The sequence below is a fragment of the Nonomuraea sp. NPDC050202 genome (assembly GCF_040656115.1).
Lineage (GTDB): Bacteria > Actinomycetota > Actinomycetes > Streptosporangiales > Streptosporangiaceae > Nonomuraea.
Map to the genome: position 1 here is coordinate 330,995 of NZ_JBFALF010000006.1, position 26,220 is coordinate 357,214.

Annotated in this window: 28 protein-coding genes; 14 read left to right on the plus strand and 14 right to left on the minus strand. The window is 70.1% G+C overall.

All coding sequences use genetic code 11. The features are described 5' to 3' along the window. Positions 1–321 precede the first annotated feature (321 nt). The 4 genes from AB0I79_RS20520 (at position 322) to AB0I79_RS20535 (ending at position 5,401) form a co-directional block, all read left to right on the plus strand. Positions 322–672 (plus strand): STAS domain-containing protein, encoded by a 351-nt coding sequence (locus tag AB0I79_RS20520; protein ID WP_043629845.1) that lies wholly within the window; start codon positions 322–324, stop codon positions 670–672. A gap of 1 nt (position 673) precedes the next feature. Further along, a complete protein-coding gene (locus tag AB0I79_RS20525; RefSeq protein WP_103956794.1) occupies positions 674–1,093 on the plus strand; it encodes an ATP-binding protein in 420 nt (139 codons plus the stop codon). A gap of 1,188 nt (positions 1,094–2,281) precedes the next feature. Continuing rightward, entirely contained in the window at positions 2,282–4,612 is a 2,331-nt protein-coding gene (locus AB0I79_RS20530; protein WP_357875157.1) for a sodium-translocating pyrophosphatase, read from the plus strand. Between the two features lie 318 nt (positions 4,613–4,930). After that, positions 4,931–5,401, plus strand: a complete 471-nt coding sequence (locus AB0I79_RS20535; protein WP_357875159.1) for a histidine phosphatase family protein — start codon at positions 4,931–4,933, stop codon at positions 5,399–5,401. Between the two features lie 25 nt (positions 5,402–5,426). On the opposite strand, the gene serB is transcribed toward AB0I79_RS20535, so the two are convergent. The 4 genes from serB to AB0I79_RS20555 form a co-directional block, all read right to left on the minus strand. Next, complete coding sequence (serB, locus tag AB0I79_RS20540; RefSeq protein WP_357875161.1) at positions 5,427–6,647, minus strand: phosphoserine phosphatase SerB; 1,221 nt, start codon at positions 6,645–6,647, stop codon at positions 5,427–5,429. A gap of 79 nt (positions 6,648–6,726) precedes the next feature. After that, a complete protein-coding gene (locus AB0I79_RS20545) occupies positions 6,727–7,278 on the minus strand; it encodes a hypothetical protein (RefSeq protein WP_357875163.1) in 552 nt (183 codons plus the stop codon). A 99-nt stretch (positions 7,279–7,377) separates the two neighbouring features. Continuing rightward, positions 7,378–8,385: an S-adenosylmethionine:tRNA ribosyltransferase-isomerase gene (locus AB0I79_RS20550; protein ID WP_357875165.1), complete on the minus strand. Its 1,008-nt coding sequence runs from the start codon at positions 8,383–8,385 to the stop codon at positions 7,378–7,380. Then, the gene (locus AB0I79_RS20555) at positions 8,382–9,038 is read right to left on the minus strand and encodes an SDR family oxidoreductase (RefSeq protein ID WP_357875167.1); all 657 of its coding nucleotides are present in this window, start codon (positions 9,036–9,038) and stop codon (positions 8,382–8,384) included. The genes AB0I79_RS20550 and AB0I79_RS20555 overlap by 4 nt, the downstream gene beginning before the upstream one ends. 94 nt (positions 9,039–9,132) lie before the next feature. Between AB0I79_RS20555 and AB0I79_RS20560 the strand changes: the two genes are divergently transcribed. Genes AB0I79_RS20560 through AB0I79_RS20570 form a run of 3 tightly spaced genes read left to right on the plus strand, consistent with a single transcriptional unit; the run spans position 9,133 to position 11,121 of the window. Further along, positions 9,133–10,248: a GAF domain-containing sensor histidine kinase gene (locus AB0I79_RS20560; protein WP_357875169.1), complete on the plus strand. Its 1,116-nt coding sequence runs from the start codon at positions 9,133–9,135 to the stop codon at positions 10,246–10,248. Next, positions 10,245–10,865 carry a response regulator transcription factor gene (locus AB0I79_RS20565; RefSeq protein WP_357875171.1) on the plus strand — a complete coding sequence of 207 codons (621 nt, stop codon included), beginning with the start codon at positions 10,245–10,247 and terminating at the stop codon, positions 10,863–10,865. The genes AB0I79_RS20560 and AB0I79_RS20565 overlap by 4 nt, the downstream gene beginning before the upstream one ends. Before the next feature lie 10 nt (positions 10,866–10,875). Continuing rightward, on the plus strand, positions 10,876–11,121 hold the full coding sequence (locus AB0I79_RS20570; RefSeq protein ID WP_357875173.1) for a hypothetical protein: 246 nt from the start codon (positions 10,876–10,878) through the stop codon (positions 11,119–11,121). On the opposite strand, the gene AB0I79_RS20575 is transcribed toward AB0I79_RS20570, so the two are convergent. Further along, the gene (locus AB0I79_RS20575; protein WP_357875175.1) at positions 11,108–11,824 is read right to left on the minus strand and encodes a hypothetical protein; all 717 of its coding nucleotides are present in this window, start codon (positions 11,822–11,824) and stop codon (positions 11,108–11,110) included. The genes AB0I79_RS20570 and AB0I79_RS20575 overlap by 14 nt on opposite strands. 68 nt (positions 11,825–11,892) lie before the next feature. Here AB0I79_RS20575 and AB0I79_RS20580 point away from each other — a divergent pair, with 68 nt between their 5' ends. The 4 genes from AB0I79_RS20580 (at position 11,893) to AB0I79_RS20595 (ending at position 14,777) form a co-directional block, all read left to right on the plus strand. Then, the gene (locus AB0I79_RS20580; protein WP_357875177.1) at positions 11,893–12,681 is read left to right on the plus strand and encodes an ABC transporter ATP-binding protein; all 789 of its coding nucleotides are present in this window, start codon (positions 11,893–11,895) and stop codon (positions 12,679–12,681) included. Positions 12,682–12,766: 85 nt separating this feature from the next. After that, positions 12,767–13,690: an SPFH domain-containing protein gene (locus tag AB0I79_RS20585; RefSeq protein WP_357875179.1), complete on the plus strand. Its 924-nt coding sequence runs from the start codon at positions 12,767–12,769 to the stop codon at positions 13,688–13,690. 56 nt (positions 13,691–13,746) lie between these two features. Beyond that, positions 13,747–14,502 carry a sulfite exporter TauE/SafE family protein gene (locus tag AB0I79_RS20590; RefSeq protein WP_357875181.1) on the plus strand — a complete coding sequence of 252 codons (756 nt, stop codon included), beginning with the start codon at positions 13,747–13,749 and terminating at the stop codon, positions 14,500–14,502. Between the two features lie 23 nt (positions 14,503–14,525). Beyond that, positions 14,526–14,777, plus strand: coding sequence for a hypothetical protein (locus tag AB0I79_RS20595; RefSeq protein ID WP_357875183.1), 252 nt, complete (start codon positions 14,526–14,528; stop codon positions 14,775–14,777). Between the two features lie 34 nt (positions 14,778–14,811). On the opposite strand, the gene AB0I79_RS20600 is transcribed toward AB0I79_RS20595, so the two are convergent. The 6 genes from AB0I79_RS20600 to AB0I79_RS20625 form a co-directional block, all read right to left on the minus strand. Next, complete coding sequence (locus AB0I79_RS20600) at positions 14,812–15,636, minus strand: NAD(P)H-binding protein (protein ID WP_357875185.1); 825 nt, start codon at positions 15,634–15,636, stop codon at positions 14,812–14,814. A 28-nt stretch (positions 15,637–15,664) separates the two neighbouring features. Further along, the gene (locus tag AB0I79_RS20605; RefSeq protein WP_357875187.1) at positions 15,665–16,486 is read right to left on the minus strand and encodes a Rieske 2Fe-2S domain-containing protein; all 822 of its coding nucleotides are present in this window, start codon (positions 16,484–16,486) and stop codon (positions 15,665–15,667) included. Positions 16,487–16,606: 120 nt separating this feature from the next. After that, positions 16,607–17,218 carry an HD domain-containing protein gene (locus AB0I79_RS20610; RefSeq protein WP_357875189.1) on the minus strand — a complete coding sequence of 204 codons (612 nt, stop codon included), beginning with the start codon at positions 17,216–17,218 and terminating at the stop codon, positions 16,607–16,609. A 1-nt stretch (position 17,219) separates the two neighbouring features. Then, entirely contained in the window at positions 17,220–19,400 is a 2,181-nt protein-coding gene (locus AB0I79_RS20615) for a molybdopterin-dependent oxidoreductase (protein WP_357875191.1), read from the minus strand. A 121-nt stretch (positions 19,401–19,521) separates the two neighbouring features. Next, positions 19,522–20,160, minus strand: coding sequence for a hypothetical protein (locus tag AB0I79_RS20620; RefSeq protein ID WP_357875192.1), 639 nt, complete (start codon positions 20,158–20,160; stop codon positions 19,522–19,524). Position 20,161: 1 nt separating this feature from the next. Then, a complete protein-coding gene (locus tag AB0I79_RS20625; RefSeq protein ID WP_357875194.1) occupies positions 20,162–20,377 on the minus strand; it encodes a hypothetical protein in 216 nt (71 codons plus the stop codon). Positions 20,378–21,027: 650 nt separating this feature from the next. On the opposite strand from AB0I79_RS20625, the gene AB0I79_RS20630 reads away from it, so the two are divergent. The 3 genes from AB0I79_RS20630 (at position 21,028) to AB0I79_RS20640 (ending at position 22,836) form a co-directional block, all read left to right on the plus strand. Further along, positions 21,028–21,891: a helix-turn-helix transcriptional regulator gene (locus tag AB0I79_RS20630; RefSeq protein WP_357875196.1), complete on the plus strand. Its 864-nt coding sequence runs from the start codon at positions 21,028–21,030 to the stop codon at positions 21,889–21,891. Between the two features lie 46 nt (positions 21,892–21,937). Next, complete coding sequence (locus AB0I79_RS20635) at positions 21,938–22,162, plus strand: DUF397 domain-containing protein (protein WP_357875198.1); 225 nt, start codon at positions 21,938–21,940, stop codon at positions 22,160–22,162. Positions 22,163–22,470: 308 nt separating this feature from the next. Next, the gene (locus tag AB0I79_RS20640) at positions 22,471–22,836 is read left to right on the plus strand and encodes a hypothetical protein (protein WP_357875200.1); all 366 of its coding nucleotides are present in this window, start codon (positions 22,471–22,473) and stop codon (positions 22,834–22,836) included. Positions 22,837–22,893: 57 nt separating this feature from the next. Here AB0I79_RS20640 and AB0I79_RS20645 read toward each other — a convergent pair whose 3' ends face one another. From AB0I79_RS20645 to AB0I79_RS20655, 3 genes are read right to left on the minus strand one after another with little or no spacing between them, the layout of a single operon-like run. After that, positions 22,894–24,333 carry a catalase gene (locus tag AB0I79_RS20645; RefSeq protein ID WP_357875202.1) on the minus strand — a complete coding sequence of 480 codons (1,440 nt, stop codon included), beginning with the start codon at positions 24,331–24,333 and terminating at the stop codon, positions 22,894–22,896. Positions 24,334–24,352: 19 nt separating this feature from the next. Then, positions 24,353–24,760 (minus strand): Fur family transcriptional regulator, encoded by a 408-nt coding sequence (locus AB0I79_RS20650; protein WP_357875204.1) that lies wholly within the window; start codon positions 24,758–24,760, stop codon positions 24,353–24,355. Between the two features lie 55 nt (positions 24,761–24,815). Continuing rightward, positions 24,816–26,207 (minus strand): MFS transporter, encoded by a 1,392-nt coding sequence (locus tag AB0I79_RS20655; RefSeq protein WP_357875206.1) that lies wholly within the window; start codon positions 26,205–26,207, stop codon positions 24,816–24,818. Positions 26,208–26,220: the final 13 nt, after the last annotated feature.

Here is a 26,220-nt window from a genome sequence, read left to right on the forward strand (position 1 = left end):
ACTTCAGGCGTCCATTCAGGCCAACGGACTTGACCCGCCTGACGTGCTGGAACATGCTCCACATGGGTGACACGCTCATGACGTGCGGGAACGCCAAGCAGGTGGTGGAGGAGTGGACCTGCCTGTTGTGGGGAGGATCCGGTAGAAGTCACTGTTTCCAGTCTTGCATCGAGGGGCAAAGTCGCCGGGAATCGTGATTTCGTATAGACACAAGCCAGGCGCGTGGTTGAATGCCGCGCGTCAGGGTCGGACAGTCTGGGGCCACGCTCCAGATTGCCAGGCCCGCAAGAGTACTTTCGCAGGCTAGGCGCTGGAGGATCTGTGGATCTGAAGTTGGATCACCGCACCGAAGACCGACTCACCATCGTGGAGGTCGAGGGTGAGATCGATGTCTACACGGCGCCGAGATTGCGTGAGCTCCTCATCGACCTGGTCAACAAGGGCAACTTCCACCTTCTTGTCAACATGGAGAAGGTCGACTTCCTCGACTCCACGGGCCTCGGTGTCCTGGTCGGGGGGCTCAAGCGGGTACGTGCGCATGACGGCTCCCTCGAGCTCGTCTGCACGCAGGAGCGCATCCTCAAGATCTTCCGGATCACCGGTCTGACCAAGGTCTTCGGGATCTACGCTTCGGTCGACGAGGCCAAGGAAGCTCACGGCAAAGACAAGTAGCATGGCTACCGTCGAGCTGACGTTCAGCGCCCTCCCCGCGCATGTGCGGACCGCACGGCTGGTGGCGACGGCGATCGCTCGCCGCACCGGCGTGGAGGAGTCCCTGCTGGACGAGGTCAGGCTCGCCGTGGGTGAGGCGTGTTCCCGGGCAGTGGAGGCACATCGCGCTCACTGTCCGGGCGAGCCCATCCGCATCGAGCTGCGTGACGACTCGGGGCGCTTCGAGGTCACGGTCAGCGACCAGGCCCCCAGTGACGAGATCAAGCAGGAACAACCCCTCGATCTGGGCATGCTCTCCGACTCGTTCATGTCGAACTTCGGCATCGCGGTCATCGAGGGCTTGGCCGATGACGTACAGGTCTTTCCCAGTCCTAAGGGGACGAATATTCGCATGAGCTGGCCGGCGGCCGTCGGCGTCTGACCCTGACCTGACCCTGACCTGAGCCGGGCTGATCCCTCCCCGGGCCTTCTGGGGCTGGGTTCTGGCGGGCGTGTTCGGGTCCGGGGTCCGGCCTGTCCCTTGGTGCGCCTGTGGGCATGCCAGGCGTGTTCTGGGTAGGCGCCCATGCAGAAGTCCAGGCGTCCAGGGTCCTTGTGCCTGGGCGTCGGTCGTGTGGGGTTGTAGTCGTACGTGCTTCCCGGCGTGTCCGGCGCGGCGTCGGGAAGGCTGCGGCTGTGCCTCTCAGCGGATGTGGCGGTGGGAGAGGTCTGTCGTCGCGCGGGCGGTCGTGCGTGGGCAGGTCGCGCGGGGGTACGGTCACGCGGGGCGGGTCTCTGGAGACGCGGTCACGCGTGAGTGGGTCGCGCGGCAGTGCGTCGTGGGTGGGCAGGGCGGTTGTCCAGCCAGAGCGGGCGAGCGCGGGGCGAGCCGGGGCGCCGCAGCGTGGGCGCAGCGTGGGTGACCAACAGCGCCCGACCGAGCAGCGCAGGCCGAGCAGCGCAGGCCGAGCAGCGCACGGCTGAACGGCGCAGGGGTGGCCAATGGTGCACAGCGGGTGATCCACGGCGTACGGGCGTAGCGGGAAGCAGAAGCGCACAGGCGGGGGCAAGCACGCACGCATGGCCGAAAGCACGCATGGCCGAAAGCACGCATGCCCGAAGCACGCATGGGGTGCCCGAAGCACGCAGGTTCTACACGCGCGCGTCAGAAGCACGCACGGCCGCGCACGTCCGCCCGGAGTACGGGCCAGAACGCGCACAGAGCGCACTTGAGCGCAGAAGACACACGTCACCCGCCCAAGCCTCTCCTTCCCTTCCCGCACATCCACCCCCAAAACCCTCCCCAGCCTCCAAAGCATGCCACCTCCAATGCGAATTACGGTCCGCCCGTTTCCTGCTCTTGCTATGACCGTAACTCAGGGAAATTCCACTTGTCAGATCCCAAACCGGGTCCCAGGCAGGGGATTACTAGACACTCGCACAATTAGCGACCGCGAGAGCCTTCATATCCGCTGAGTGCCTGCGTAGACTCCCGGCACCGGCCAAGGTGATCCAGAGGAACGCGGATTCAACCGGAAGCGGCACCCACAACCCGGATGGTGCCGCAACACCCGCCGAGGAAAACTGCAGCACCGCCCGGGCAGGACGACCGGTCTTGCCGAGGAGAACGATGAGCAGGCACATGCTGGCAGCGGAGCCAGCGTCCAATCTGGCCCTGAGCGGAAACAATCTCACCATCGTGATCGTGGTCGCCGCGGTCGCACTCATCGCGCTGGCCGTAGCAGGCGGCCTGGTACGCGAGGTGCTGGCCGCCGGCCAGGGCACCGAACGAATGCAGAACATCGCGTGCGCCGTGCAAGAGGGCGCCGCCGCATACCTCGCGCGTCAGTTCCGCACGTTGGCGATCTTCGTCGTCGTGATTCCCTTCCTTTTGCTGTTGCTACCTGGAGAAACCGACGTACGCATCGGGCGCTCCCTCTTCTTCGTCGTCGGCGCGGTGTTCTCCGCGCTGACCGGATTCATGGGCATGTGGCTGGCCGTGCGCGGAAATGTCCGCGTCGCCGCCGCGGCCAGGGAAGCCGGGGAGAAGCGCGCCATGCGCATCGCGTTCCGCACCGGCGGTGTGGCCGGGATGTTCACCGTGGGCCTCGGCCTGTTCGGCGCGGCCGTGGTGGTGTTCGTCTACCAGGGCAACGCGCCCGGCGTGCTCGAAGGCTTCGGCTTCGGCGCGGCGCTGCTGGCGATGTTCATGCGAGTCGGCGGCGGCATCTTCACCAAGGCCGCCGACGTGGGCGCCGACCTCGTCGGCAAGGTCGAGCAGGGCATCCCCGAGGACGACCCGCGCAACCCCGCCACCATCGCCGACAACGTGGGCGACAACGTCGGCGACTGCGCCGGCATGGCGGCCGACCTGTTCGAGTCGTACGCGGTCATGCTCGTCGCGAGCCTCATCCTGGGCCGGGTGGCCTTCGGCCAGGAGGGGCTGGTCTTCCCCCTCATCGTCCCGATGATCGGCGTGATCACGGCGATCATCGGCATCTTCGTCACCAGGCTGCGCGACCGCGACCGCAGCGGCATGGCCGCGATCAACCGCAGCTTCTTCATCTCGGCCGCCATCTCGGCGGTGCTGGTGACGGCGGCGGCGTTCTGGTACCTGCCGAGCAGCTTCAGCGGCCTGACAGGCTCCTCCATCACCGGCTTCGACGCCGACCCGCGGCTGATCGCCATCGGCGCGGTCCTGATCGGCCTGGTGCTGGCCAGCGCCATCCAGCTGCTCACCGGGTACTTCACCGAGACCACCCGCCGCCCGGTCAGGGAGATCGGCGAGAGCTCGGCCACCGGCCCCGCCACCGTCATCCTGGCCGGCATCAGCGTCGGCCTGGAGTCGGCGGTCTACTCGGCGCTGCTCATCGGCGGCGCCGTCTACGGCGCGTTCCTGCTCGGCTTCGGGAACGTGACGGTCGCGCTGTTCGCGGTGGCCCTGGCGGGCACCGGCCTGCTGACCACGGTCGGCGTCATCGTCTCCATGGACACCTTCGGCCCAGTCTCCGACAACGCCCAGGGCATCGCGGAGATGTCCGGCGACGTCGAGGGTGAGGGCGCGCGCGTGCTGACCAGCCTCGACGCCGTGGGCAACACCACGAAGGCCATCACCAAGGGCATCGCCATCGCCACCGCCGTGCTGGCGGCCACGGCGCTGTTCGGCGCCTTCCGCACGGCGGTGGAGGGCGAGCTGGCCACGGCCACACAGGCGGTCAAGAGCGCCCTGGGCAGCTTCTCGACCTTCTCGCTCAGCATCGACCAGCCGAACGTCCTGGTCGGCCTGATCATCGGCGCATCGGTCGTGTTCCTGTTCTCCGGCCTGGCGATCATGGCGGTCGGACGGGCCGCGATGCGGGTGGTCTTCGAGGTACGCGACCAGTTCCGCAACAACCCCGGCATCATGGACGGCACCCAGAAGCCCGAGTACGGCCGGGTCGTGGACATCTGCACCCGCGACTCGCTCCGCGAGCTGGCCACGCCGGGCCTGCTGGCGGTCATGACGCCGATCGCGGTCGGGTTCGCGCTGGGGTACGCCCCGCTGGGCGCGTTCCTGGCCGGAGCCATCGCCTGCGGCACCCTGATGGCCGTCTTCCTGGCCAACTCGGGCGGCGCCTGGGACAACGCCAAGAAGCTCGTCGAGGACGGTCACCACGGCGGCAAGGGCTCCGAGGCGCACGCCGCCACGGTCATCGGCGACACGGTCGGCGACCCGTTCAAGGACACGGCCGGTCCGGCCATCAACCCGCTGATCAAGGTGATGAACCTGGTGGCGCTGCTGGTGGCGCCCGCCGTGGTGCTGTACGCGGGCAACCCGGCCGTGCGCATCGGCATCACGGTGGTGGCGGTGACCGTGGTGGTCGGCGCGATCATCGTGTCCAAGCGGCGCTCGGTGGCCAGCGAGCCGACCAGCAACAACAACAACGACAACGACCGCGATCCCGAGCCCGTCGCGTCGTAGCCGGCCGGACGGGCGCGCCCGCAAGGCGCACCCGATACGCAACGACCGAGCGCGCCCCGCAAGGCGCGCTCGGTCAGCAGCAGAAGGACGAGCGCGCCCGTTCCCCGGCGAAGGGGGCCGGGCGCGTCTCCACGTGAGTCCCCCGAAACCCCGAAGCCGGAACGGGACCTCGCGCACCCCAGTGGGAAACTGGGCGCGTGAACGATGACAACCGGCCCAGTGGCGGGAAGACCCTGGGCCTGATTCTCCTGGCGATGATCGGGATCCTCGCACTGATCATCGCGCTGTCCGTCTGGGCCTCGAGGACGGGATGACTCCGTGCGTACGTTGATCGTGCTCCGCCACGCGAAAGCCGCCCAGGTGCCGGGCCTGGCCGACCGAGAGCGACCCCTGACGGACCGGGGCGAGCGGGACGCCAAGCGGGTGGGCGACGAGCTCAGAGCGGCCGGCCTGGAGCCCGACGCGGTGCTCTGCTCCCCGGCGGTCAGGACCAGGCGCACCGCCGAGCTCGCTTTCCCCGAGGTGGAGATCAGCTACGAGCGCGACATCTACGAGGCATACCCCGAGGAGCTGCTGGAGCTGCTCCGCCGCACCGACCCCGACCTGAGCACCGTCGTGCTGTGCGGCCACAACCCGGGCGTGCACGAGCTCGCGCTGGGGCTGGCCGGCGGCGAGTACGTGTTCAGGCCGGGGGCGTTCGCGGTCATCGAGGTGGAGCCCCCCTGGGAGGACCTCTGGCCGGGCCAGGGGCGCCTCATCACCAGGTGGGACCCGAAGGAGGACGGCTGAGGGCCGTGCGTGAGCACGTCGACGCCTACAGTGCCGTGAGCACGCCGTCCTCGGCGTCCGCGGCCTCCACCTCGTCCCGCGAGATCCCCAGCAGGTAGAGGATCGAGTCGAGGTACGGCGTGTTGACCGCGGTGTCGGCCGCCTGCCGCACCACGGGCTTGGCGTTGAACGCGATCCCGAGCCCGGCGGCGGCGATCATGTCGAGGTCGTTGGCGCCGTCGCCGATGGCGACCGTCTGGGAGATCGGCAGCTTGGCCTCGCGCGCGAAGCGCTCCAGCGCCCGCGCCTTGCCCGGCCGGTCGACGATCTCGCCGACGACGCGCCCGGTCAGGCGGCCGTCGGCGACTTCGAGCACGTTCGCGGCGGAGTAGTCGATGCCGAGCTCCTCGACCAGCCCGTCGGTGATCTGGGTGAAGCCGCCGCTGACGATGGCGAAGCGGTAGTCGAGCCGCTTGAGCGTGCGCACCAGCGTACGCGCGCCGGGCGTGAGCACGACCTCCTTGCGCACCTGCTCGAACACCTCGGCAGGCAGCCCTTCGAGCAGGGCCACCCGGCGGCGCAGCGACTCGGCGAAGTCGAGCTCGCCGCGCATGGCCTCCTCGGTGACCCTGGCGACCTCCTCCAGGCAGCCGGCGTGCGCCGCGAGCAGCTCGATGACCTCGCCCTGGATGAGGGTGGAGTCGACGTCCATGACGATCAGGCGCTTGGCGCGGCGTGATAGGCCGGTGCGCTGCACGGCCACGTCCACCTCCTGCGCGGCGGCCTCGGCGGCCAGCTCGACGCGCAGCGCGTCGGGGTTTGCGCCGGAGACGGACAGCTCGATGCAGGTGACGGGCCACTGGGCGAGGCGTTCGATGCGGTCGATGTTCGCGCCGGCGGCGGCGATGCGGCCGGCGATGCCCGCGATGGCGGCGGGCTGGAGGGTGGCGCCGAGCACGCTGACCGACAGACGCCCGCGGCGGCGCTGCTCCTTGGCCTGCGATCCGGTGGAGAGCTCCACCTCCATGCCGAGGTCCTCGGCCACGCGTTCGACGGCGGTCCACATGGCGCCGAGGGTGGTGCCCGTGCCGGTCGAGGGGCCGCCCGCGTACGCGACGAGCACGCCGAGCGTGAGCCGGCCTCGGATGACGACCTGCTCGATGTCGGCGACCGTTACCGGAAAGTGCGACAGAACGGAGAAAAGACGTGAAGTGACGCCCGGGCGGTCAGGGCCGGTCAGTGTGATCAGGAGGGTGCGCTGGTCCACATCCAGCCACGGTACTGCGCCCGGTCCGATGCTCGCGAAGCAGGGCGAGCATTCGGGCCCGGGCGCAGGGGGTGAGCGCCTAGCGGACGACCTTGGTCTTCACCGTCTTGGCGAAGGCGAACTCGGGGACGCCGAGCCGGTCCAGCTCCTCCTTGGACATGTTCTCCATGCCCTGGTCGACGTTGTAGGTGACCACGCCGAGCGTCGCCGTCTGGGTGCCCTTGGCCTTCTTCGTGGTCTTCGCGACGAAGCGCATGCTGACGGCCTCGTCCTTCTCAACGACCCTGGGCACGAAGCAGTAGAAGGCGCGCCCGTCGAGGAAGCACTCGGTGCCCTTTTCCGCCCAGTAGTTGATCCGACGCAGGTCGACACCCTTGGGGAACTCGCCGCCGATGAACCAGGAGTCCGCGTAGTGCGGGCCCTTGTTGACGGCGTTAATCGTGTAGGTGATCTTTCCGCCGGCCTTGACCGTCTTGGACGCCTTCACCTTGACGTCGAAGGCGGAGAACGGCTCAACGGCTGCGGTGGCGGTGGCCGCGACAGCCGTGGTGGCCGAGGCGGGAACGGCCGGGAGGAGCAGGGCGCCTGCCGCGATTGCCAGCGCAGCGCCCTTGATCAGGGGGTTTCGCATTCACGTCTCCGTTACGAAGGGACACGGGGACGTCACACAACCAGGCCCCCGTAAATGTCGGCTTTTCCTATCACAAACGCAAAATCTTCGTAAAGTGTATTACTTCAGAATCAGGTGTGTGTCCCCGAACTCGTGCCACAGATATCCCTTTCGCAACGCTTCGTGGTACGCCCGGCCCAGCGCCGCCTCCCCCGCGATCGCCGTCAGCATGAGCAGGTGGCTGGAGCGCGGCTCGTGCAGGCCCGTGATCAACCCCGTGACGGCCCGCACCCCGATCTCAGGCGTGACGATGTGCCCGGTCCAGCCCTCCGACGCGGTGACCCGCCCGCCGGCGCCCGCGGCCGTCTCCAGCGCCCGCACGACCGTGGTGCCCGCCGCGATCACGCGCCCGCCGTTCTCCCTGGTCAGGTTCACCAGCCGCGCGGTGGTGGCCGGCACCTCGTACCGCTCGGCGTAGGGCGGCTCGTCCTTCTCCGCCGAGGCCACCCCCGTGTGCAGCGTGATCGGCGCGATCCCGATCCCCCGCGCCACCAGCGCCGTCACCAGCTCGACGGTGAACGGCCGCGCCGCGCTCGGCATCTCCGCGCTGCCCGGCACGGTCGCGAACACGGTCTGGTACGCCTCGATCGGCCAGTCCCGCTCCACGTACGAGTAGCGGATCGGCACCCCGTGCACCCGCAGGTACGCCTCCACGTCCCGATCGAGCACCGCCCGCCACAGCCGCGGCGTCTCCCGCCCGACCAGCCGCAACGTGGCCCGCCCCGGCATCGGCAGCCACTCGCCGGGCTCGCCCCCGCCGTACGGCTCCGACCCCTTGCCGGTACGGCGGCGCAGCTCCACCAGCCACGTGCCGTCCGGCCTGGCGGTCGAGAAGTGCACGGCCAGGCGGTCCAGCCGGACGGCCGCGGGCAGGGTCGCCGAGTTGTTCACCACGATCAGGTCGCCGGGGTCCAGCAGGCGGGGCAGGTCGCTGAAGTGGTGATGGGACGGCTCCGCCTCCCCCCGCGAGACCATCAGCCGGACCGCGTCCCTGGACATGCCCCTCGCCTCGGGCGGTTCGGTGGCCGACAGGCCGGGCGGCAGCGAGAAGTCCAGCGCGGCGGTCATTGCAGGCTCACCTTCCCGCTCGCCGGGCGGGAGGCGACCAGGTCGTGCAGCGCCGCCGCCACCTTGGCGGGGTCCGCGGCGGACGCGGCCTCCTCGGCGCCCACGGCGTCGGCGAGCATGCGGGTGTTCATCTCGCCCGGGTCGGCCCACCAGACGCGCAGCTCGGGCTCCTCGGCGGACAGCACGTTGGAGAGCTGCTCGAGCGCGGCCTTGGTGGCGCCGTAGCCGCCCCAGCGCTCGTACGCGCCGGTCGCGGCGTCGGAGGTGATGTTCACGATCGCGCCGCGGGACGCGCGCAGCGCAGGCAGCGTGGCCTGGACGAGGGCGAGCGGAGCCGTCACGTTCGTCTCCAGCAGCGCCCTGAACGCCTCCAGCGGGTAGATGGCCAGCGGCGGCAGTGGCGTCACGCCCAGGTCGCTGGCGTTGTTGACCAGCAGGTCCAGCTCGGGCGCCGCCTCGGCCAGCCGCCGGACGTGCGCGGGATCCGTCACGTCGCCCGGGATCGCGGTCGCGCCGAGCTCGTCGGCGGCCCGCTCCAGGTCGTCTGACCCGCGGGCGGTGAGCACGAGGTTCCAGCCCGCGCCGGCCAGCACTCTGGCCAGGGCGAGACCCAGTCCGCGGGAGGCGCCGGTGATAATCGCGGTGTTCGTCATACAACCGACGGTAGGAACGCGGCGCGCGCCGGGCATCGGGCGCAGGACCGGTGCGGGCCTCGGCACATCGTCCTAGGACCATAGAGTGGGCGCCGTGACCTCAGACCGGGACGAGATCCTGCAGGCGGTGAGCTCCGCGGTGCTCGCGGTCACCCGCCACCTGTCGGTGCGCGAGGTGCTGCAGGTCATCGTACGCTCCGCGCAACGGTTGCTCGACGCCCGCTACGCCGCGCTCGGCGTGCCCGACGAGGACGGGTCGTTCGCCGAGTTCGTCGCCGAGGGCCTGACCGACAAGCAGTGGGACGCGATCGGGCCGCTGCCCAGGCAGCACGGCATGCTCGGCGCGATGCTCCGCGACGGCACCCCCGTCAGGCTGCCCGACCTGCGCAAGGACCCGAGGTTCGAGTGGTGGCCGAAGGCGCACCCGGTGATGAAGGACTTCCTCGGGGTGCCGATCCGCGACGGCGAGCAGGTGCTCGGCATCATCTTCCTGGCGAACAAGCGCGCGGGCGGCGGCTTCACCCAGGAGGACCAGGAACTGCTCACGCTGTTCGCCGCGCACGCCGCGATCGCGCTGATCAACGCCAGGCTGTACGAGCGCGGGCGCGAGCTGGCGATGCTGGAGGAGCGCAACCGGGTGGCCAGGGAGCTGCACGACGCGGTCACCCAGAAGCTGTTCTCGCTGCGCCTGTCCGCGCAGGCCGCGGGCGCCATGCTGGACAAGGCCCCCGGCAAGGCCGCCGCCGAGCTCGAACGCGTCCAGCGGCTGGCCGGCGAGGCCCTGTCCGAGCTGCGCGCGGTGATCGTCGAGCTGCGCCCCGCCGAGCTCGACCGGCACGGGCTGCCCGAGACGCTGCGCAAGCACGTGCGCCTGCTCGACCGGCTGCATCCGGCCGTGGTCACGTTCGAGTGCGCCGAGTTGCCGCCGCTCGACTCGGCGGTCGAGGTGGCGGTGCTGCGGGTGGCGCAGGAGGCGCTGCACAACGCGCTGCGGCACTCGGGGGCCGAGACGGTGTCGGTGCGGCTGGCGTACGCCGGCGGCAGGCTGGAGCTGGTCGTGCGCGACGACGGGAGCGGGTTCGAGCAGGCGGACTCGCGCGGGCTGGGCCTGGTGTCGATGCGCGACAGGGCCGAGGCCGTCGGAGGCGAGATGTCGGTGGAGTCGGCGCCCGGCGCCGGGACCACCGTACGCGTGGAGGTGAGCGTGTGATCCGGGTGCTGATCGCCGATGATCATCCGGTGGTGCGGCAGGGGCTGCGGACCTTCCTCGACCTGCAGGACGACATCACGGTCGTCGGCGAGGCGGGCGACGGGGCGCAGGCCGTCGAGCTGGTCGGGGAGCTGTCGCCCGACGTGCTGCTGCTCGACCTGAAGATGCCGGTGATGGACGGGCTCGGCGCGCTGGAGCGGCTGTCGGGCGGTGCGACCAGGATCGTGGTGCTGACCTCGGTGAGCGACCCGTCCGACGTGGGCCCCGCGATGCGGGCGGGGGCCGCCGGGTTCCTCTACAAGGACGTCGATCCGACCGCGCTCGTCCAGGCCGTACGCGCCGTGCACGGCGGGCAGGTGCTGCTGGCCCCGGAGGCGGCGGAGGCGATGCTGGCCACCGCGGCGGACGCGGCCGTCCCCGCGCCGGTGCCGCTGACGGAGCGCGAGCGCGAGGTGCTCGCGCTGATCGCGGCGGGCCGCTCCAACAGGGAGATCGCGCGGAGCCTGGCCGTGGCGGAGAAGACGGTCAAGACGCACGTCTCCAACGTGCTGATGAAGCTGGGCGTGCAGGACCGCACCCAGGCCGCGCTGTACGCGGTACGGCACGGTCTGGGCTGAAGGCGCCTACGTGTCCTTCTTCTTGTTCGACTCCTCGTGGCTGGCGAGACGGTCGTGGCATCGGGCGGCAAAGACGAAAAATCCGGCCTGGGACCCGGAAGCCCGCAAGCCGCTCGGCAAACCGGTCAAGGCCCACAGGAGCGGCGTGTACGCCGTCGGCATCGTCCCCCTGTACGAGGGCGTGGCCGTCGTCTCGGGCGGCAAGGACAAGCTGGTCAGGCTCTGGAAGTCCGAGGACGACGCTATGGGTTCCTGACGGGCTCGAAGATCGCGTGGTGCGCCGCCACGAGCGCGCGGCGTACCGCACGGTCGAGCTCGCGCAGCGCGGCCCCGCGCACGGCGACCTGCCCCGAGGTGAGCCCCCGCTCGTCGGCCACGCGCAGCACCACCGCCAGCCGCGTGGCCAGGGCGGAGACCCGGTGGGCCCGCCCCGGGTAGCCGGGCGCGAGCTCCCCGCCGCGCCCCGGCCCCTCCGGACGGTCCTGCGCGGGCCCGTCCACCGACGTCAGGGCCTCGATGGCGGCGCGCATCGCGTCGGACAGCTCCCGCTCGGCCTCGGCCAGCGACGGCAGGTCGTGGCGGACGGGCCCGGCGTCGTGCACCTCCAGCCGTACCCCGCGGTAGGAGGACCCGCGGCGGTCGGGGTGGGGCACGAAGCCGAGGTTGCGGTCGCTGAGCACGGCGACGGCCGCCTGCCCCGCGTCCACGGCGGCCGAGTTGAACGACGGCGGCCCGGACAGCCCGAGCGGGTCTCCGGGCGCGGGCAGGGCCAGCCGCAGCTCCCGCAGGCCTTCGGCGCGCAGGTTTGCGAGGTATTTACGCAGGGGCACGTCGCCCGCGACGGCGGGCCCGCCGACGGCTTCCACGTGGTCAGCCGCCTCGTCGAGCCCCACGTGGCCGGACAGCCACGCGTTGCCCCAGGCGACCAGGGATGGACAGACAGGCGATTCAGGGCGCACCGATCCACGATAAGCGCTCGCCCTGCAATAGGTTTGTCCCGAGGGTGACTCCTAAGGAGGTATCGGGGATGGGTGGTCAGGTGCTGCGGCTCCAGGACGTCGCCGTCAGGCGCGACGGAGCGGCCCTGCTGCGCGGCATCGACTGGACGGTCAACGGGGACGAGCGGTGGGCCGTCATCGGTCCCAACGGCGCGGGCAAGACGACGTTGCTGCAGGTCGCGGGCACGTTGTTGTACCCGAGCGAGGGTGTCGTCGAGGTGCTGGGGGAGCGGCTGGGGCAGGCGGACGTGTTCGACCTGCGACCCAGGATCGGGCTGGCGAGCGCCGCGCTGGCCGAGCGTATCCCGCCGGAGGAGAAGGTCATCGACCTCGTCCTGACCGCCTCGTACGGGATCATGGGCCGCTGGACGGAGGAGTACGACTCCAACGACGTCACCAGGGCCGTCGAGCTGATCGACATGATGGGCGCCGCCCATCTCATCAGGCGGCGCTTCGGCACCCTGTCGGAGGGCGAGCGCAAGCGCGTGCAGATCGCCCGCGCGCTGATGCCCGATCCCGAGATGCTCCTGCTCGACGAGCCGGCGGCGGGGCTCGACCTGGGCGGCAGGGAGGATCTGGTGCGCCGCCTGTCGGTGCTGGCGGGCGACTACCGCTCGCCGACGCTGGTGCTGGTGACGCACCACGTGGAGGAGGTGCCGGCCGGCTTCACGCACGCGCTGCTGCTGCGGCACGGCTCGGTGGTGGCCCAGGGGCCGCTGGAGCACGTCATGACCGCGGAGAACCTCTCGCAGACGTTCGGGGTGCCGCTGTCGCTGGACCGGAGCGCCGAGGGCCGCTGGTACGCGCGCGCTCACTAGATCACCTTTTATGGTGATAAAGACGCCGATCCTCAAAACCAAATAGGATCTACGTAGTCGGTTCCCTCGACTCCGGAGCGTCGCCATGTCCGTCGAGCAGCTCATCGTCGCCCTGGTCGTGGTCGCGGCGGTGGGCTTCGGGGTGGCCCGCACGATCCGCATCATCCCGCAGGCCACGGCCGCCATCGTCGAGCGCCTGGGGCGCTACCACCGCACGCTCACGCCCGGGCTGAACCTGGTGGTGCCCTTCATCGACCGCATCAAGGACATGATCGACCTGCGGGAGCAGGTGGTGTCGTTCCCGCCGCAGCCCGTGATCACCTCCGACAACCTCGTGGTCTCCATCGACACCGTCATCTACTTCCAGGTCACCAACCCGAAGGCGGCCACGTACGAGATCGCGAACTTCCTGATCGGCGTCGAGCAGCTCACGGTCACCACGCTGCGCAACGTGGTCGGCGGCATGGACCTCGAACGCACGCTGACCTCCCGCGAGGACATCAACACCGCGCTGCGCGGCGTGCTGGACGAGGCCACCGGCAAGTGGGGCATCCGGGTCAACCGGGTCGAGCTCAAGGCCATCGACCCGCCCGCCTCCATCCAGGACTCGATGGAGAAGCAGATGCGCGCCGACCGCGACAAGCGCGCCGCCGTGCTGACCGCCGAAGGGCAGCGCCAGGCGGCGATCCTGGCCGCCGAGGGCGAGAAGCAGGCGTCGGTGCTGCGGGCGCGCGGCGAGGCGGAGGCCGCCGTGCTGCGCGCGCAGGCGGAGGCCGAGGCCCAGGCCATGCGGGCCAAGGGGCAGGCGGACGCGATCGGCATGGTCTTCAGGGCCATCCACGAGGGCAAGCCGGACCAGCACCTGCTCGCCTACCAGTACCTCCAGACCCTGCCCGAGATCGCCAAGGGCGACGCCAATAAGATTTGGATCGTCCCCTCTGAAATGGGCAAAGTCTTGGAGAACCTGGGCGGCCTGTTCACACCCCCCAAGGGACAGGACAGCCGGTAGGAAACCCGCCGCCGCGGCCTCGACCGGGCATCACGCGGCGGCATCGGGAGGGTTTCGTGACGGGCTGGGAGCTGGCGGCGGTGTGCGCTGCCGGTGTGGTCGCAGGGGCCATCAACGCGGTGGTCGGTTCGGGGTCGCTGATCACGTTCCCCACGCTGGTGGCGCTGGGAGTGGACCCCGTCACCGCGAACGTCTCCAACACCGTCGGCCTCGTGCCGGGCTCCTTCAGCGCCGCCTACGGGTACCGCACCGAGCTCCAGGGCCAGCGCGACCGGCTGCTGCGGCTGGGCGCGGCGTCGGCGCTCGGGGCGCTGATCGGCGGGATCCTGCTGCTGTTCCTCGATCCGGACGTGTTCGAGATCGTCGTCGTGGTCCTGATCGCGCTGGCCTGCGTGCTCGTCATGACGCAGCCCAGGCTCAACGCGTGGGTGGCCGCGCGGCGCGAGCAGGCGCACCCGCACGGCGGCACGGCCCTGTGGCTGGGCGTGCTGGGCGCGGGCGTCTACGGCGGGTACTTCGGGGCCGCCCAGGGGGTGCTGCTGATCGGGCTGCTCGGCATCTTCCTCGACGACGGCCTGCAGCGGGTGAACGCCGCCAAGAACGTGCTGGCCCTGATCGTCAACGCGGTGGCGGCGGCCTTCTTCATCGTGGCCGCGGACGTGGACTGGCAGGCCGCCGCGGGGGTGGCGCTGGGCGCGATCGTGGGCGGCTTCCTGGGCGCCCGGCTGGGGCGGCGCATCCCCGCCCCGGTGCTGCGCGCGGTCATCGTGTGCGTGGGCATCGGGGCGATTGTCGTACTGGTGTACGGATAATCGGCCGTGGGTAGGAACCCGGTATGAAAGGTGACCGGGTGGAGATCGTCATCGACGCCGGAGAGTCGTCGCCGCGCACCTACGAGATCAGGGCCACCCGCGCCGGCCGCCGGGTCGAGGTGGCCACCAGGCGAGGGCTCGTGGAGGTGAGCGAGGTCACCCGCAGCGGCACCCCGGTGCGTACGGCCCGCTTCATGTCCAGCCGCATCCTCGCCCTCGTCGAGCACCCCGCCGACGAGGCCACGGCTGACGGGGCCACGGCCGGCGGGGCCTGAATCCCACTCGCCCGAATCGCGCTCGGGGGCCAGGTCAGCGGAAGTCCGCGGCGTGGTCCTCGGCCCACTGGCGGAAGCTCAGCGCGGGCCGGCCGAGCAGTCGCTGCACGGTGTCGGTGGCCCGCTCGGGGGTGGTGACGAAGCTCGCCCACGCCTGCAGCGCGCTCCGCACGAACGCCTCGTCCCCCCAGGCCGCCAGGAGCCGCTCGCGGGCCTCCTCCGGCGGCTGCTCCTCCCAGCGCACCTCACGCCCGACCACCTCGCCGATCACCCGCACCTGCTCGGCCTGCGTCAGCTCGTCGGGCCCGGTGATGGCGTACGAGGCCCCGTTGTGCCCCGCGGAGGTGAGCACGTGCACGGCCACCGCCGCGATGTCCTTCTCGTGGATCAGCGCCCGGGACGCCTCCCCGTACGGCCAGCGCACCACCCCCTGCCTCACCTGGTCCGCCCACCCCAGCGTGTTCGCCGCGAAGCCGCCGGGCTGCAGGAACGTCCAGCCGAGCCCCGACCGCCGGATGAGCCCCTCGATCTCCCCGTAGTGCCCGGCGGAGCCGTCGCCGCCCGGCACGAACGCCGACAGGTACACCACCCGCCGCGCGTGCCCGGCGATCGCCGAGACCACCTCCGCCGCGTTGCCCGTGGAGAGGCCGGGCCAGAGCAGGAACACGCTCTCCACGTCCTTCAACGCGGGTTCGAGCGTCTCGGGGACGGTCAGGTCGCCCTGAACGGCCTCCACGCCCGCCTGCACCCGCTCCGGGCGCCTGGCGAACGCCCGCACGTCGATGCCCGCCGCGGCGAGCTGCGCCACCACATGCCTGCCAACATTCCCGGTCGCGCCGGTCACAAGAATCTTTCCCATGCCACGACCGTAGGACCTCAACCAAACTTCAGGTCAACCCCGGCCGCACCTGGATGGTGCCGTCACGCCTGATCCGCGTCTCGAACACGGGCGCCGGCGCGGTCGCGGGCCCGTGCTTGACCGACCCGTCGGCCAGCCGGAACGTGCTGCTGTGCCACGGGCACACCACGCACGCCTCCCCGTCCTCCATGACGAGCCTGCCCTGGTGCAGCGGCCCCGCCAGGTGCGGGCACCGGTCGGCCAGCACGGTCACGCCGTCACCCTGGCGCAGCACGAAGAGCTGGATGTACCCCAGCCGCCTGGCCACCGGACGGCCTTCGGGCAGGTCCTTGAGCGGGCACAGGTCGTGCCAGCCCAGCGGCACCAGGTGGGTCACCTGCGGCGCGTGGTTGGCCCCGGCGGCCTGCCGGTAGGCCAGGTGCCCGCCGAGGTAGGCGCCGAGCCCGCCCACGGCCAGCCCGGCGAAGGAGAGCATCCGGCCGGGCCGTTCGTGCCCGCGCACGCGGGTTATCAGCGAGGCGGTCATGAGGCCGAGCGCGGTCATGTTCGCCGCCATGTGCACGAAGCCCACCCGCTGCTGCTCGCGGTGGAGCGAGGACCAGTCGGTCAGCCCCGCCGCCGCCGTGGGCAGGGCGTTGACCAGGCCCGTGGCGAGCAGCAGCCGCGAGGCCCGCGGATCGGCGCGTGCCAGGTCCAGCACGGCCGTGGAGAGCCAGCAGCCCAGGCTGACCGTGGCCAGCGGTGGATGCACCGGCTCTCCGATGGGGACGCCGTGCAGCAAGTCGCGCAGGCGGCCCTGGGGCAGCCGCTGCCGCACGAACTTGGCCAGCCCCCTGATCGGCTTGTCCATGGCCTTCGACTTCTCGAGCCGATCGGCGATGGCGACCGGCCCGGCGAAACCCCGAAACTGCCGACGTCTCGCTCGTACTGTCTCTTTCACGACAAGTCCCCTACCCCGGGCATGTGGGGATCACTCGGACAGGTGTCCGCGGGCCACGGAGAGTTCGACCAGCTCCAAGGCGTACGCGCCGAGCGAGGGCGAGCCCTCCTCGATGATCCGCACCTTCTCCCTCACCTCCGCGGCCGTCACCTTGAACAGCGGCCACGTGCCGCCCTCGGTGTGGTGGTTGGCCAGGATCGGGGCGAAGCGGTCGAGTGCCTTGGCGAACCTCGCCTCCGGAGTCTTCCTGGCCTCGAACTCGTCCCACAGCTCCCGCAGCCACACCCCCTGCTCGTCCGGCAGCAGGCCGAAGATCCGGTCGGCGGCGGCCCGCTCGGCCTCGGCCTGGGCCTCGACCGCCACCGTGTCGTAGATGAACGTGTCACCGGCGTCGATCTCCACCAGGTCGTGCACCAACAGCAGGGCCACCACCCGTTGCAGGTCCGTTCCGGGCGGGGCATGCTCGCCGAGGACCATCGCCAGCGTGCCCACGTACCAGGAGTGCTCGGCGGAGTTCTCCCGCCGCGAGCCGTCGATGAGATGGTTGCGGCGGATGATCCGCTTCAACTTGTCGATCTCGATGGCGAAGGCGATCTGGGCGTTCAGGCGGTCCTCTTCTGGCGCGATAGTCACGCGCGACACCCTAATGTGCGATGATCACCCCGGTTGGTGAAATCGTGACCGGAACTCCGTTGAACACTGCGTTACCACTCGGAACGTCTATGGTCGTCTCGTCGGTGAGCGTGTTGACGTTGACACCGGCGTGCGCGGCCGCCACGTTCTGGGCGCTGCCCGCGTGCCCCCATCCGTGAGGCAGGCTGACGACGCCCGGCATGATCGTGTCGGTCGGCTCGACGGGCACGGTGACCTGGCCCTTCGCCGAGCGCACCACGGCCTCGCCGTCCAGGCCCAGCCTGGCCGCGTCCGAGGGGTGGATCTGCAGCGTGCACCTGTTGCTGCCGCCGACCAGCGGGCCCACGTTGTGCATCCAGCTGTTGTTGGAGCGCAGGTGCCGCCGCCCGATGAGGACGATCTCCGGGGGCTCCTCCTCCAGCTTGCCGCGCAGCCGCTCCACGTCCTCCATGAGCTGCGGCGGCGCCAGCTCGACCAGCCCGGAGGCCGTCTTGAGCACCTCGCCCAGCCTGGGCTCCAGTGCGCCCAGGTCGAGGCCGTGCGGGTTGTCGAGCAGCTTGCGCAGCGACAGGTCGCCCTTGCCGGACCACTCGCCGTACGGGCCGAGCCTGAGCATGAGGTCGAGCCGCCGTTCGCTGCCCGTCTCGCCCTCCAACAGGTCGCGCAGCTCCGCCACGTCCCGCCCCTCGATCCCCGAACCGGGCGTCTGCGCGGCCTTGCGCAACGTCTCGTCGATGACGAACGCGTCGAGGTCGCCCTCCAGCCCCGAGGCGATCATGGCCAGCCTGGCGAGGATCTGCGCCTCCGACGGCCGCTCGTCCAGCGGCAGCAGCGGCGGCGAGTAGCGCGCGTAGTTGCGCACGGCGAACCCGAGCAGCGCGAAGTCGTAGTGCCCCGACTGCAGGACCCGCGGCGGCGGCAGGATGACGTTCGCGTGCTTGGTGGTCTCGTTCAGGTACGGGTCCACGCTCACCATGAAGTCGAGCCCCTGGAAGGCCGTGTCCAGCCGGTCGCCGTGCGGCGCCGACAGCACGGGGTTGCCCGCGATCGTCAGCAGGAACCTGACCTGTCCCTCGCCCGGCGTCTCGATCTCGTCGGCCAGCGTGGCCACGGGCAGCTCGCCGTTCGCCTCGGGCAGGCCCCTGACGCGGCTCTTCCACCGCCCCACCGCGTACGGCCTGCGGCGCCCGGCGAACTCGGTCGCGGGCTTGGGGAACATGGCGCCACCGGGCCTGTCGAGGTTGCCGGTGAGCACGTTCAGCACGTCCACCAGCCACTGGGCCAGCGTGCCGAACTCGGCCGTGCACGTGCCGATCCTGGCGTAGACGGCGGCCGTCGGCGCCGCGGCCAGCTCCCTGGCCAGCCGCGTGATCGTCTCGGCGGGCACCCCGGTGCGCCGGGCCACGGACTCGGGCGGGAAGTGCTTGGCCGCCTCGCGCACCTCGTCCAGCCCGTTGACCTCGTGCCGCGGCCTGGCCAGGTCCTCGGCGAACAGCGTGTGGACGAGGCCGAACAGCAGGTACGCGTCCGTGCCGGGGCGGATGAAGACGTGCTCGTCGCCCAGCGCGGCGGTGCGCGTGCGCCGCGGATCGACCACGACGAGCCGCCCGCCGCGCCCGCGCAGGGCCTTGAGCCTGCCGGGGAAGTCGGGCGCGGTGCACAATGAGCCGTTGGACTCCAGCGGGTTGGCGCCCAGCATCAGCAGGTAGTCGGTCCTGTCCAGGTCGGGCACCGGGATGGCCAGCGGATGGCCGAACATGAGCCCGCTGGCCACGTGCTTGGGCATCTGGTCGGCGGTGCTGGCGGAGAAGACGTTGCGGGTGCCGAGCGCCTTGATCAGCGGCGCGGCGTACAGGGCGCCCGCCATGGTGTGGGCGTTGGGGTTGCCCAGGTAGACGGCGATGGAGCGGCGGTCCGCGAGGCGGTCGAGCCCGGCCTTCACGGCGGCGAACGCCTCGTCCCAGCCGGCCTCCCGCCAGAGCTCGCCCTCCCTGATCAGCGGTTTGCGCAGCCGGTCGGGGTCCTCGTCGAGCCGGCCGAGGCTGGCGCCCTTCGGGCAGATGAACCCCTTGCTGAACGGGTCGTCCCTGTCACCTCGGACACCGGTCACGTGCCCGCCGTCGTCGAGGGTGAGAGTCAGGCCGCAGACGGCCTCGCACAGGGGACAGGTCCGGTGGACGGTCGACGTCATCACGACTCCTGAGTTCGTCAGATGAACTCATCTTCGCGCGGACCGGGCACATGGGGAAGCCCCGGAGCCCCCGCGGTCTCCGGGGCTTGCACCCCTAGGGACGGCCCCGTTCCCTAGGTCCTCACGCCGCCTGCGGCAGTGTCGCCAGATCAGGCGGCTCCTCGAGCTCGGATCTCAGCGGGATCCACGATCTGCGGCCGTACAGGCGGTCCAGCCCGGGAGAGGCGGCTCCCGGCGCCTCGTCCCGCCTGACGGTCTCCACGATGAGGAGCTGGGCGCGCGTGCGGTGCCGGTAGACGTTCACGCTGCGGGCCCAGCAGGCCGCCGCGATCTCCTCGCTGTACGCCTCGAACGCCTCGGCGCTGACGCCGGCCCGTACCAGGATCAGCGCCTTCTCGCCCGTGGTCGTCGGCGTGATCCAGAGCACCAGCGGGATGCGGCCTGCCCTGGTGTGCATGGTGGTCTCCAGGCAGGTGCGCTGCAGGCGGTGCCTGGAGACCACGCACCAGAAGTGGGCCACGATCCAGTTGCGGCCGAACCTGGTGGCGGCGGGCACCGAGACGGCACCGGCCAGCAGGACGAAGGGCGCCCACCGGCCCTCGTGCGCGGCGTTCAGCAGGGCCGCGACGAGCAATGCCAGCCCGCCGAGCAGCAGCAGCTCGGTGCGCGCCCGCCAGAGCCTGGCGGGCGGCGAGCCGCCGCGCGCGGCGGGGAGGTCCTCGCCGGCCGGGTACATCTGCTTGCGCGGGTTCCTCGGCATGTCAGGACACCTCCTCGATCACCTTGCTGGGCTGGCGGAGCTGGTCGAAACGTGGGTCGCGGTACCTGCGGGAGCCGAACCCCGTCCTGGAGACGGTCCAGCCCACCCGGAAGGCGAACTCGTCGGGCTCCACGCAGATTTCGTAGTCGGCGGACGCGATGAGATCCTGGATCCAGGCCTTGATTCGGCTGACCGCCTTGGTACCTTGTGAGTACATAGAAGACCCCTTTCGCGGCATTTAGAGGTGGCTTCTTGCCGGTCCGACGGCTGGTGACCGAGTTTCGCCGCAGGGTGGCAGCCCATATGCGGTGACTCGGTGATCAGCCTCGGCCCGGCTTTTTTCGTGCTCGAATGAGCGAAGTCGCGCTGTGTCTTTCAGGCGATGGAGGAATCCTTCCGGCAAGTGGCCTCCCTGTGGCGGATGTTCGTTGCGGGGACGGCGACGTTGCCGGAGATGCGGCCCTCGTACGGGCGCGCGACGTTGGACGGAAAGCCTCGTGCGCTGGGCCGTGTCATCATGTCCGGCCTCCTCTGCGACTCGAGAACCCTCCTGGCTCTGATCGTCCCCTGCGACCGTCGATGCTGCAAGACTTCCAGCAAGGGAAGATTTACTTTTCTTCGCTACTTGCGATGCAACTTGCACGACAAGCGTCACGCGCCCGGTAGAAGGCGGAATATCTACCCCGTCTTCGGCCTGTTCGTGGAGCTTGTCCTTGCTCCTACGCTCTACCCATGAAAGCCTTCTGGCAAGGCTGTGCGGCACAACACATGCAACTTGCAGTGTAAGATTGGGCGAACGGCCCAAAAAGCCGGGCCCCAAACGGTCCCATCCGGCTACACCTTCATTCCTGAGAAGGAGCGTGGACGGTGCCATCGCAGCAGGGCAGTCCAACAGTACGGCGGCTCCGGCTGGGGCAGGAGCTACGCCTCCTGCGTGAGCGGCGGAAGCTCACCGGGGCCAAGGCCGCCGGCGAGCTCGGCTGGTCGGCGAGCAAGGTGAGCCGCATCGAGGCCGCCAAGACCATGCCATCGGCCGAGGACATCAAGTCCATGGCGAAGTTGTACCGCGTCGATGGTGACAAACTTGACGAGCTCGTCGGCCTGTTGCGTGATGCGGAGCAGCGCGGGTGGTGGGAAGATTACGAGGACACCCTCCCCGAGGAGTACACAAGATTCCTCGGCCTGGAGGCGGAGGCCATCCACCAGCGCAACTGGGAACCCCAGGCTGTGCCGGGTCTCCTGCAGACCGAGGACTACGCCCGGGAGGTCATCCTCGCCACGCGGGGCATCGCGCGCATCACGCACAGCGGTGTCCGTAGCAGGGTCGAGGCCCGTCTCGACCGGCAGCAACGCGTCCTGCACAGAGCCGATCCCTGCCGAATGAGCGTAATTCTGGACGAAGCGGCACTTATGCGCCGCTTCGGGGAGCCCTCGGTCATGCGTGAGCAGATGGAACATCTGTTGGAGGTGTCCCTACTGTCACACGTCAGCGTTCAGGTCCTACCATTGGACTCGCTTCACCCGGTCAACACCGGTGCGTTCATTCATCTCAAGTTCGCGGAATTCGACGATGTGGTGTACCTGGAGCAGCTCTACTCCGCCCACTTCGTGGAGGACCTCGAGCGAGTGGCTGGTTACGAGACGGCCTTCGACCACATGCGGTCGGAGGCTCTGGACGAGGACGAGTCACGGGTACTCATCCAGCGCAAGGCCATGCTCTGGCGGCGTTGACGACGCCGTCACCTCAATACACAGGCAACGGAGCCTAGGGAAGAAAATGCACAACGACATCACGAAGGCGGCCTGGCGTAAGGCCAGCTACTGCAACGGCGCAACGGCATGCGTCGAGGTTGCACCTCTGGCGGATGGCAACGTCGCGCTGCGTGACAGCAAGCAGCAGGACGGGCCGGTCCTGGTATTCACGCCGTCGGAGTGGGCTGCCTTTGTGGCGGGCGTCCAAGATCATCAGTTCGACCTGGCCACCCTCGCCGCCAGCTCATGAAAAACGGCTCTGGGGGTTGCTGCAACAACTCCCAGAGCCGTTTCAACAGAGGCTGTGAATGCGCCCTGTCACAATGACCCGACCTTTCGGTGGGCATAGATCATTTACATTGTGGCATCGCCCGTCCAGATCACGCAACTACGCGCTCTCCCGCACGGACGCGGCGCGAGCTTGCCCTGGCACACCCCGCGCGTTCCTGGCCTGCGCCTCGTAGCCGTCAGTTCCAGGAGAGACACGCCATGCCGTTATTCGAGCCGAAAAGGCCCCCTCGGCGATACCGGCTCAGTGATCGCAAGAGGCTGAGCCAAGTGCTCCCCAAGGTCGGGCGGGTGCTCGACGCCACCTCCCACCAGTCGTTCCGCGTGGAGATGATCGTGGCCGACACCGGCTACGAGCTGCGCGTGCGCGTGCTGCTCGACGTCCGGCAGCCGGCCATCGAAGTCGTCGAATCCGGCAGGGTGCCGCAGGACCTGGTGGAGGAGGTGATCGGCGAGATCCGGCCCCACTGCCAGGGAAGGAAGCCGAACGGCGGCGGACCCGGAGGGCCGCGACGAGCCTGGGGCTGGTTCCGGGCCAAGGTCTGGCCGCAGACCCTGGCGCAGGTGCTGGGCGGCACCGTGGTCCTGGCGCTCTCGGTGATGGCGGCCGTCGCCGGCCTGACCGACCTCATCTGACCGCAGCGCGCGCGGCGTGCCCCGTTCGCACCGGGCACGCCGGGCGCGCTCTGCGGGCTAGGCCAGGCCCAGGCCCTGGGCGACGCCGTGGCCGAGGTCCTTGTGCACGTTGTTCCAGTACTGCACGACCCGCTGCTTCATCTCGGGGGTGACCTCGGGGGCGGAGGCGTGGCCGACGATGTTGCTCACCAGGTGGGCGCGGTCGGTGTCGGAGAGGACGTTCTCCCACAGGGCGCGGGGCTGGCCGTGGTCGTCGTCCTCGGCGTGCTTGGCGTAGGCGGAGCGGATGATCTCGCCGGTGACGTGGTAGTGCTCGCCCGCGTACAGGGACGGGTCGGCGGCGGGGCCGCCTGCGGTGTTCGGGGCGTAGACCGGGTCCTGGGGGTTGCGGTAGGCCATCGGGCCGTCGAAGTTGTACGAACGCACCGGCACGCGGGGCTGGTTGATCGGCAGCTGCAGGTAGTTGGGGCCGATGCGGTAGCGGTGCGCGTCGGGGTAGGAGAACAGGCGGCCCTGGAGCATCTTGTCGGGGGAGGCGGCGATGCCGGGCACCAGGTTGGCCGGTTCGAAGCCGGACTGCTCGACCTCGGCGAAGTAGTTGGCGGGGTTGCGGTCGAGGGTGAACTTCCCGATGGTGATCTCGGGGTAGTCGCTGTGCGGCCAGACCTTGGTCAGGTCGAAGGGGTTGAAGCGGTAGCCGGCGGCGTCCTCGAACGGCATGATCTGCACGTTGACGGTCCAGGACGGGTGGTCGCCGCGCTTGATCGCCTCGAACAGGTCGCGGGTGTGGTAGTCGGGGTCGGTGGCCGTCAGGGCCTGGGCCTCGGCCGCGGTGAAGTTGCGGATGCCCTGGTCGGTCTTGAAGTGGTACTTGACCCAGAACTTCTCGCCGGCGGCGTTGTACCACAGGAAGGTGTGGGAGCCGAAGCCGTGCATGTGCCGCCAGGAGGCGGGGGTGCCGCGGTCGGTCATCAGGAAGGTGACCTGGTGGGCCGATTCGGGGTGCAGGGTCCAGAAGTCCCACTGCATGTTGTGGTCGTGCAGGTGGTTGTCGGCGCGGCGCTTCTGGCTGTGGATGAAGTCGGAGAACTTCTGCGGGTCGCGGATGAAGAAGATCGGCGTGTTGTTGCCGACGATGTCGTAGTTGCCGTCCTCGGTGTAGAACTTCAGGGCGAAGCCGCGGGGGTCGCGGGCGGTGTCGGCGCTGCCGTTCTCGCCGGCGACGGTGGAGAAGCGCAGGAACAGCGGGGTCCGGGTGCCCTTCTGGAAGAGCTTGGCCTTGGTGAACTGGCTGACGTCCTCGGTGATGTGCAGGAATCCGTGGGCGCCGCCGCCCTTGGCGTGCACCACCCGCTCGGGGACGCGCTCCCTGTTGAAGTGGGCCATCTTCTGGATCAGGTAGTGGTCCTGGAGCAGCAGGGGGCCGTTCGGGCCGACGGAGAGCGAGTGGTCGTCGCTCGGTGCGGGGATGCCCGCGTCGTCGGTCGTGAAAGTCATGGCGCGTTCCTCCGGATGATCATTCTTGGCAGCTCGGGCAGACGCCCCAGAACGTGACGTCGGCTTCGTCCACGACGAACCCAGCCGTGTCGACGGGGTCGAGGCAGGGTGGCCGCCCCACCGCGCAGTCGACGTCGGTCACGGTGCCGCACGCCCGGCACACGAGGTGGTGGTGGTTGTCGCCCACCCTGGCCTCGTAGCGCGCCGGGCTGCCCATGGGCTCGATCTTGCGGACGAGACCGGCCCCGTGCAGCGCGTGCAGCGAGTCGTAGACAGCCTGGAGGGAGACCTGCCCGACGCGATCACGCACGCCCCGATGCACGTCGTCCACGTCGAGGTGGTCGCCGGCACGAACGGTCTGCATGATCGCCAGCCGGGCGGCGGTCACCCGCAGCCCGGCCTGACGGATCAGGTCGTCGTCCCCCATGCCGGACAACCTATGCGCTAAACCTGAATGATTCAAGTAAAGGAATTATCCAAGTCTAGGCGGCGGCCGGAACGCGGCGCCGGACGAGGAACAGCGAGCTCAGCCCGGCGAGCACGGCCAGGGCCGCCATGGCGAGGGCCGTGGCCAGCGAGGCGGAGGCCGAGGCGGCGGCGTCCTGGTCGAGGGAGATGAACAGCGTGCCCACGGTGGAGACGCCGATGACCTGGCCGAGCTGCATCACGGTGAGCAGCGCGCCGCTGGCGTCCGCCGCGTACGCGTCGTCCACCTGCTCGGTGGCCATGTTCGTCACCGCGACCTGCACGCCGAGGCCGGCGCCGATGAGGGCGCTCATGAGCGCGTACCCGAGACCGCCGCCGGAGGCCAGGCCGAGCCCGACGTAGGCGGGGGCGGCCACCACGTAGCCGACCGGCACCAGCGGGCGCTGCAGCCGTACGGGCAGGCGCGGCCAGGCGAGCCCGACCAGGCCGAAGGCGAGGGCACAGGGCACCAGCATCATGCCGGAGGCCAGCGGCGACAGGTGCAGGTCACCCTGCAGGTGCAGGGCGGAGGTGAACAGGAACGCGCCCCACGTGGCCGGCCCCAGCAGCAGGATCGCCAGCCCGGGACGCATGCCGGGCGCGCGCAGCACTCGCGCGTCCACCAGCGGCCGCCCGCCCCGCGCGGTCACCCACCGCTCGATGCGCACGAACGCGGCGAACGTCACCGCGCTCAACCCCATCGAGACCCAGCCCCACACCGGCCAGCCGAGGTCGCGGCCGAGCACCAGCGGCACCACGAACAGCAGCACGGCGGCCGACAGGGTCGCCAGGCCGAACGGGTCGAGCCCGGTACGGCCGCCGCCCTCGTCGGCCGGCAGCACCCGGAGCCCCGCCACCAGCAGCAGCGCCCCGATCGGGACCAGCGTCAGGAACACGACCCGCCAGCCCAGGCCGAGCCCCAGCAGGATCCCGCCGAGCGCCTGGCCCACCACGATGCCACCGCTGATCACCAGCGACCACAGGCCGATCGCCCGGCCCCTGGCGGCGCCGTGATAGTTGCGCTGGATCAACGTCAGCACCTGCGGCATCATCATCGCGGCCCCGGCGCCCTGCAGCAGCCGCGAGGCCACCAGCCAGCCCGTCGAGGGAGCCAGGCCCGCGGCGAGCGTGGTGATGGTGAAGACCGCCAGCCCGCCCAGGAACGCCTTGCGGTAGCCGAACAGGTCACCGAGCCTGGCCCCGGTGATCAGCAAGACAGCGTAGACGATGGTGTACCCGGCGACGATCATCTGCAGCCCGGCCCCCGAGGCATGCAGGTCGCTCTCGATGGTGGGGGTGGCGACGTTCACGATGTTGACGTTCAGGATCGCCAGGAACTGCCCCACGAGGATGATCGCCAGGAGCAGGCCGCTGGCCTTGGGAACGGCTTCCTGTGTCTGGGTGTTCACAGGAGGGGAGAAA

Coding starts and splice junctions, on each gene's coding strand:
- AB0I79_RS20525 (WP_103956794.1), top strand. CDS start 674: ATGGCTACCGTCGAGCTGACGTTCAGCGCCCTCCCCGCGCATGTGCGG.
- AB0I79_RS20530 (WP_357875157.1), top strand. CDS start 2,282: ATGAGCAGGCACATGCTGGCAGCGGAGCCAGCGTCCAATCTGGCCCTG.
- AB0I79_RS20545 (WP_357875163.1), bottom strand. CDS start 7,278: ATGCGAAACCCCCTGATCAAGGGCGCTGCGCTGGCAATCGCGGCAGGC.
- AB0I79_RS20550 (WP_357875165.1), bottom strand. CDS start 8,385: ATGACCGCCGCGCTGGACTTCTCGCTGCCGCCCGGCCTGTCGGCCACC.
- AB0I79_RS20555 (WP_357875167.1), bottom strand. CDS start 9,038: ATGACGAACACCGCGATTATCACCGGCGCCTCCCGCGGACTGGGTCTC.
- AB0I79_RS20580 (WP_357875177.1), top strand. CDS start 11,893: ATGGGTGGTCAGGTGCTGCGGCTCCAGGACGTCGCCGTCAGGCGCGAC.
- AB0I79_RS20585 (WP_357875179.1), top strand. CDS start 12,767: ATGTCCGTCGAGCAGCTCATCGTCGCCCTGGTCGTGGTCGCGGCGGTG.
- AB0I79_RS20595 (WP_357875183.1), top strand. CDS start 14,526: ATGAAAGGTGACCGGGTGGAGATCGTCATCGACGCCGGAGAGTCGTCG.
- AB0I79_RS20600 (WP_357875185.1), bottom strand. CDS start 15,636: ATGGGAAAGATTCTTGTGACCGGCGCGACCGGGAATGTTGGCAGGCAT.
- AB0I79_RS20605 (WP_357875187.1), bottom strand. CDS start 16,486: ATGGACAAGCCGATCAGGGGGCTGGCCAAGTTCGTGCGGCAGCGGCTG.
- AB0I79_RS20615 (WP_357875191.1), bottom strand. CDS start 19,400: ATGACGTCGACCGTCCACCGGACCTGTCCCCTGTGCGAGGCCGTCTGC.
- AB0I79_RS20620 (WP_357875192.1), bottom strand. CDS start 20,160: ATGCCGAGGAACCCGCGCAAGCAGATGTACCCGGCCGGCGAGGACCTC.
- AB0I79_RS20625 (WP_357875194.1), bottom strand. CDS start 20,377: ATGTACTCACAAGGTACCAAGGCGGTCAGCCGAATCAAGGCCTGGATC.
- AB0I79_RS20635 (WP_357875198.1), top strand. CDS start 21,938: ATGCACAACGACATCACGAAGGCGGCCTGGCGTAAGGCCAGCTACTGC.
- AB0I79_RS20645 (WP_357875202.1), bottom strand. CDS start 24,333: ATGACTTTCACGACCGACGACGCGGGCATCCCCGCACCGAGCGACGAC.
- AB0I79_RS20650 (WP_357875204.1), bottom strand. CDS start 24,760: ATGGGGGACGACGACCTGATCCGTCAGGCCGGGCTGCGGGTGACCGCC.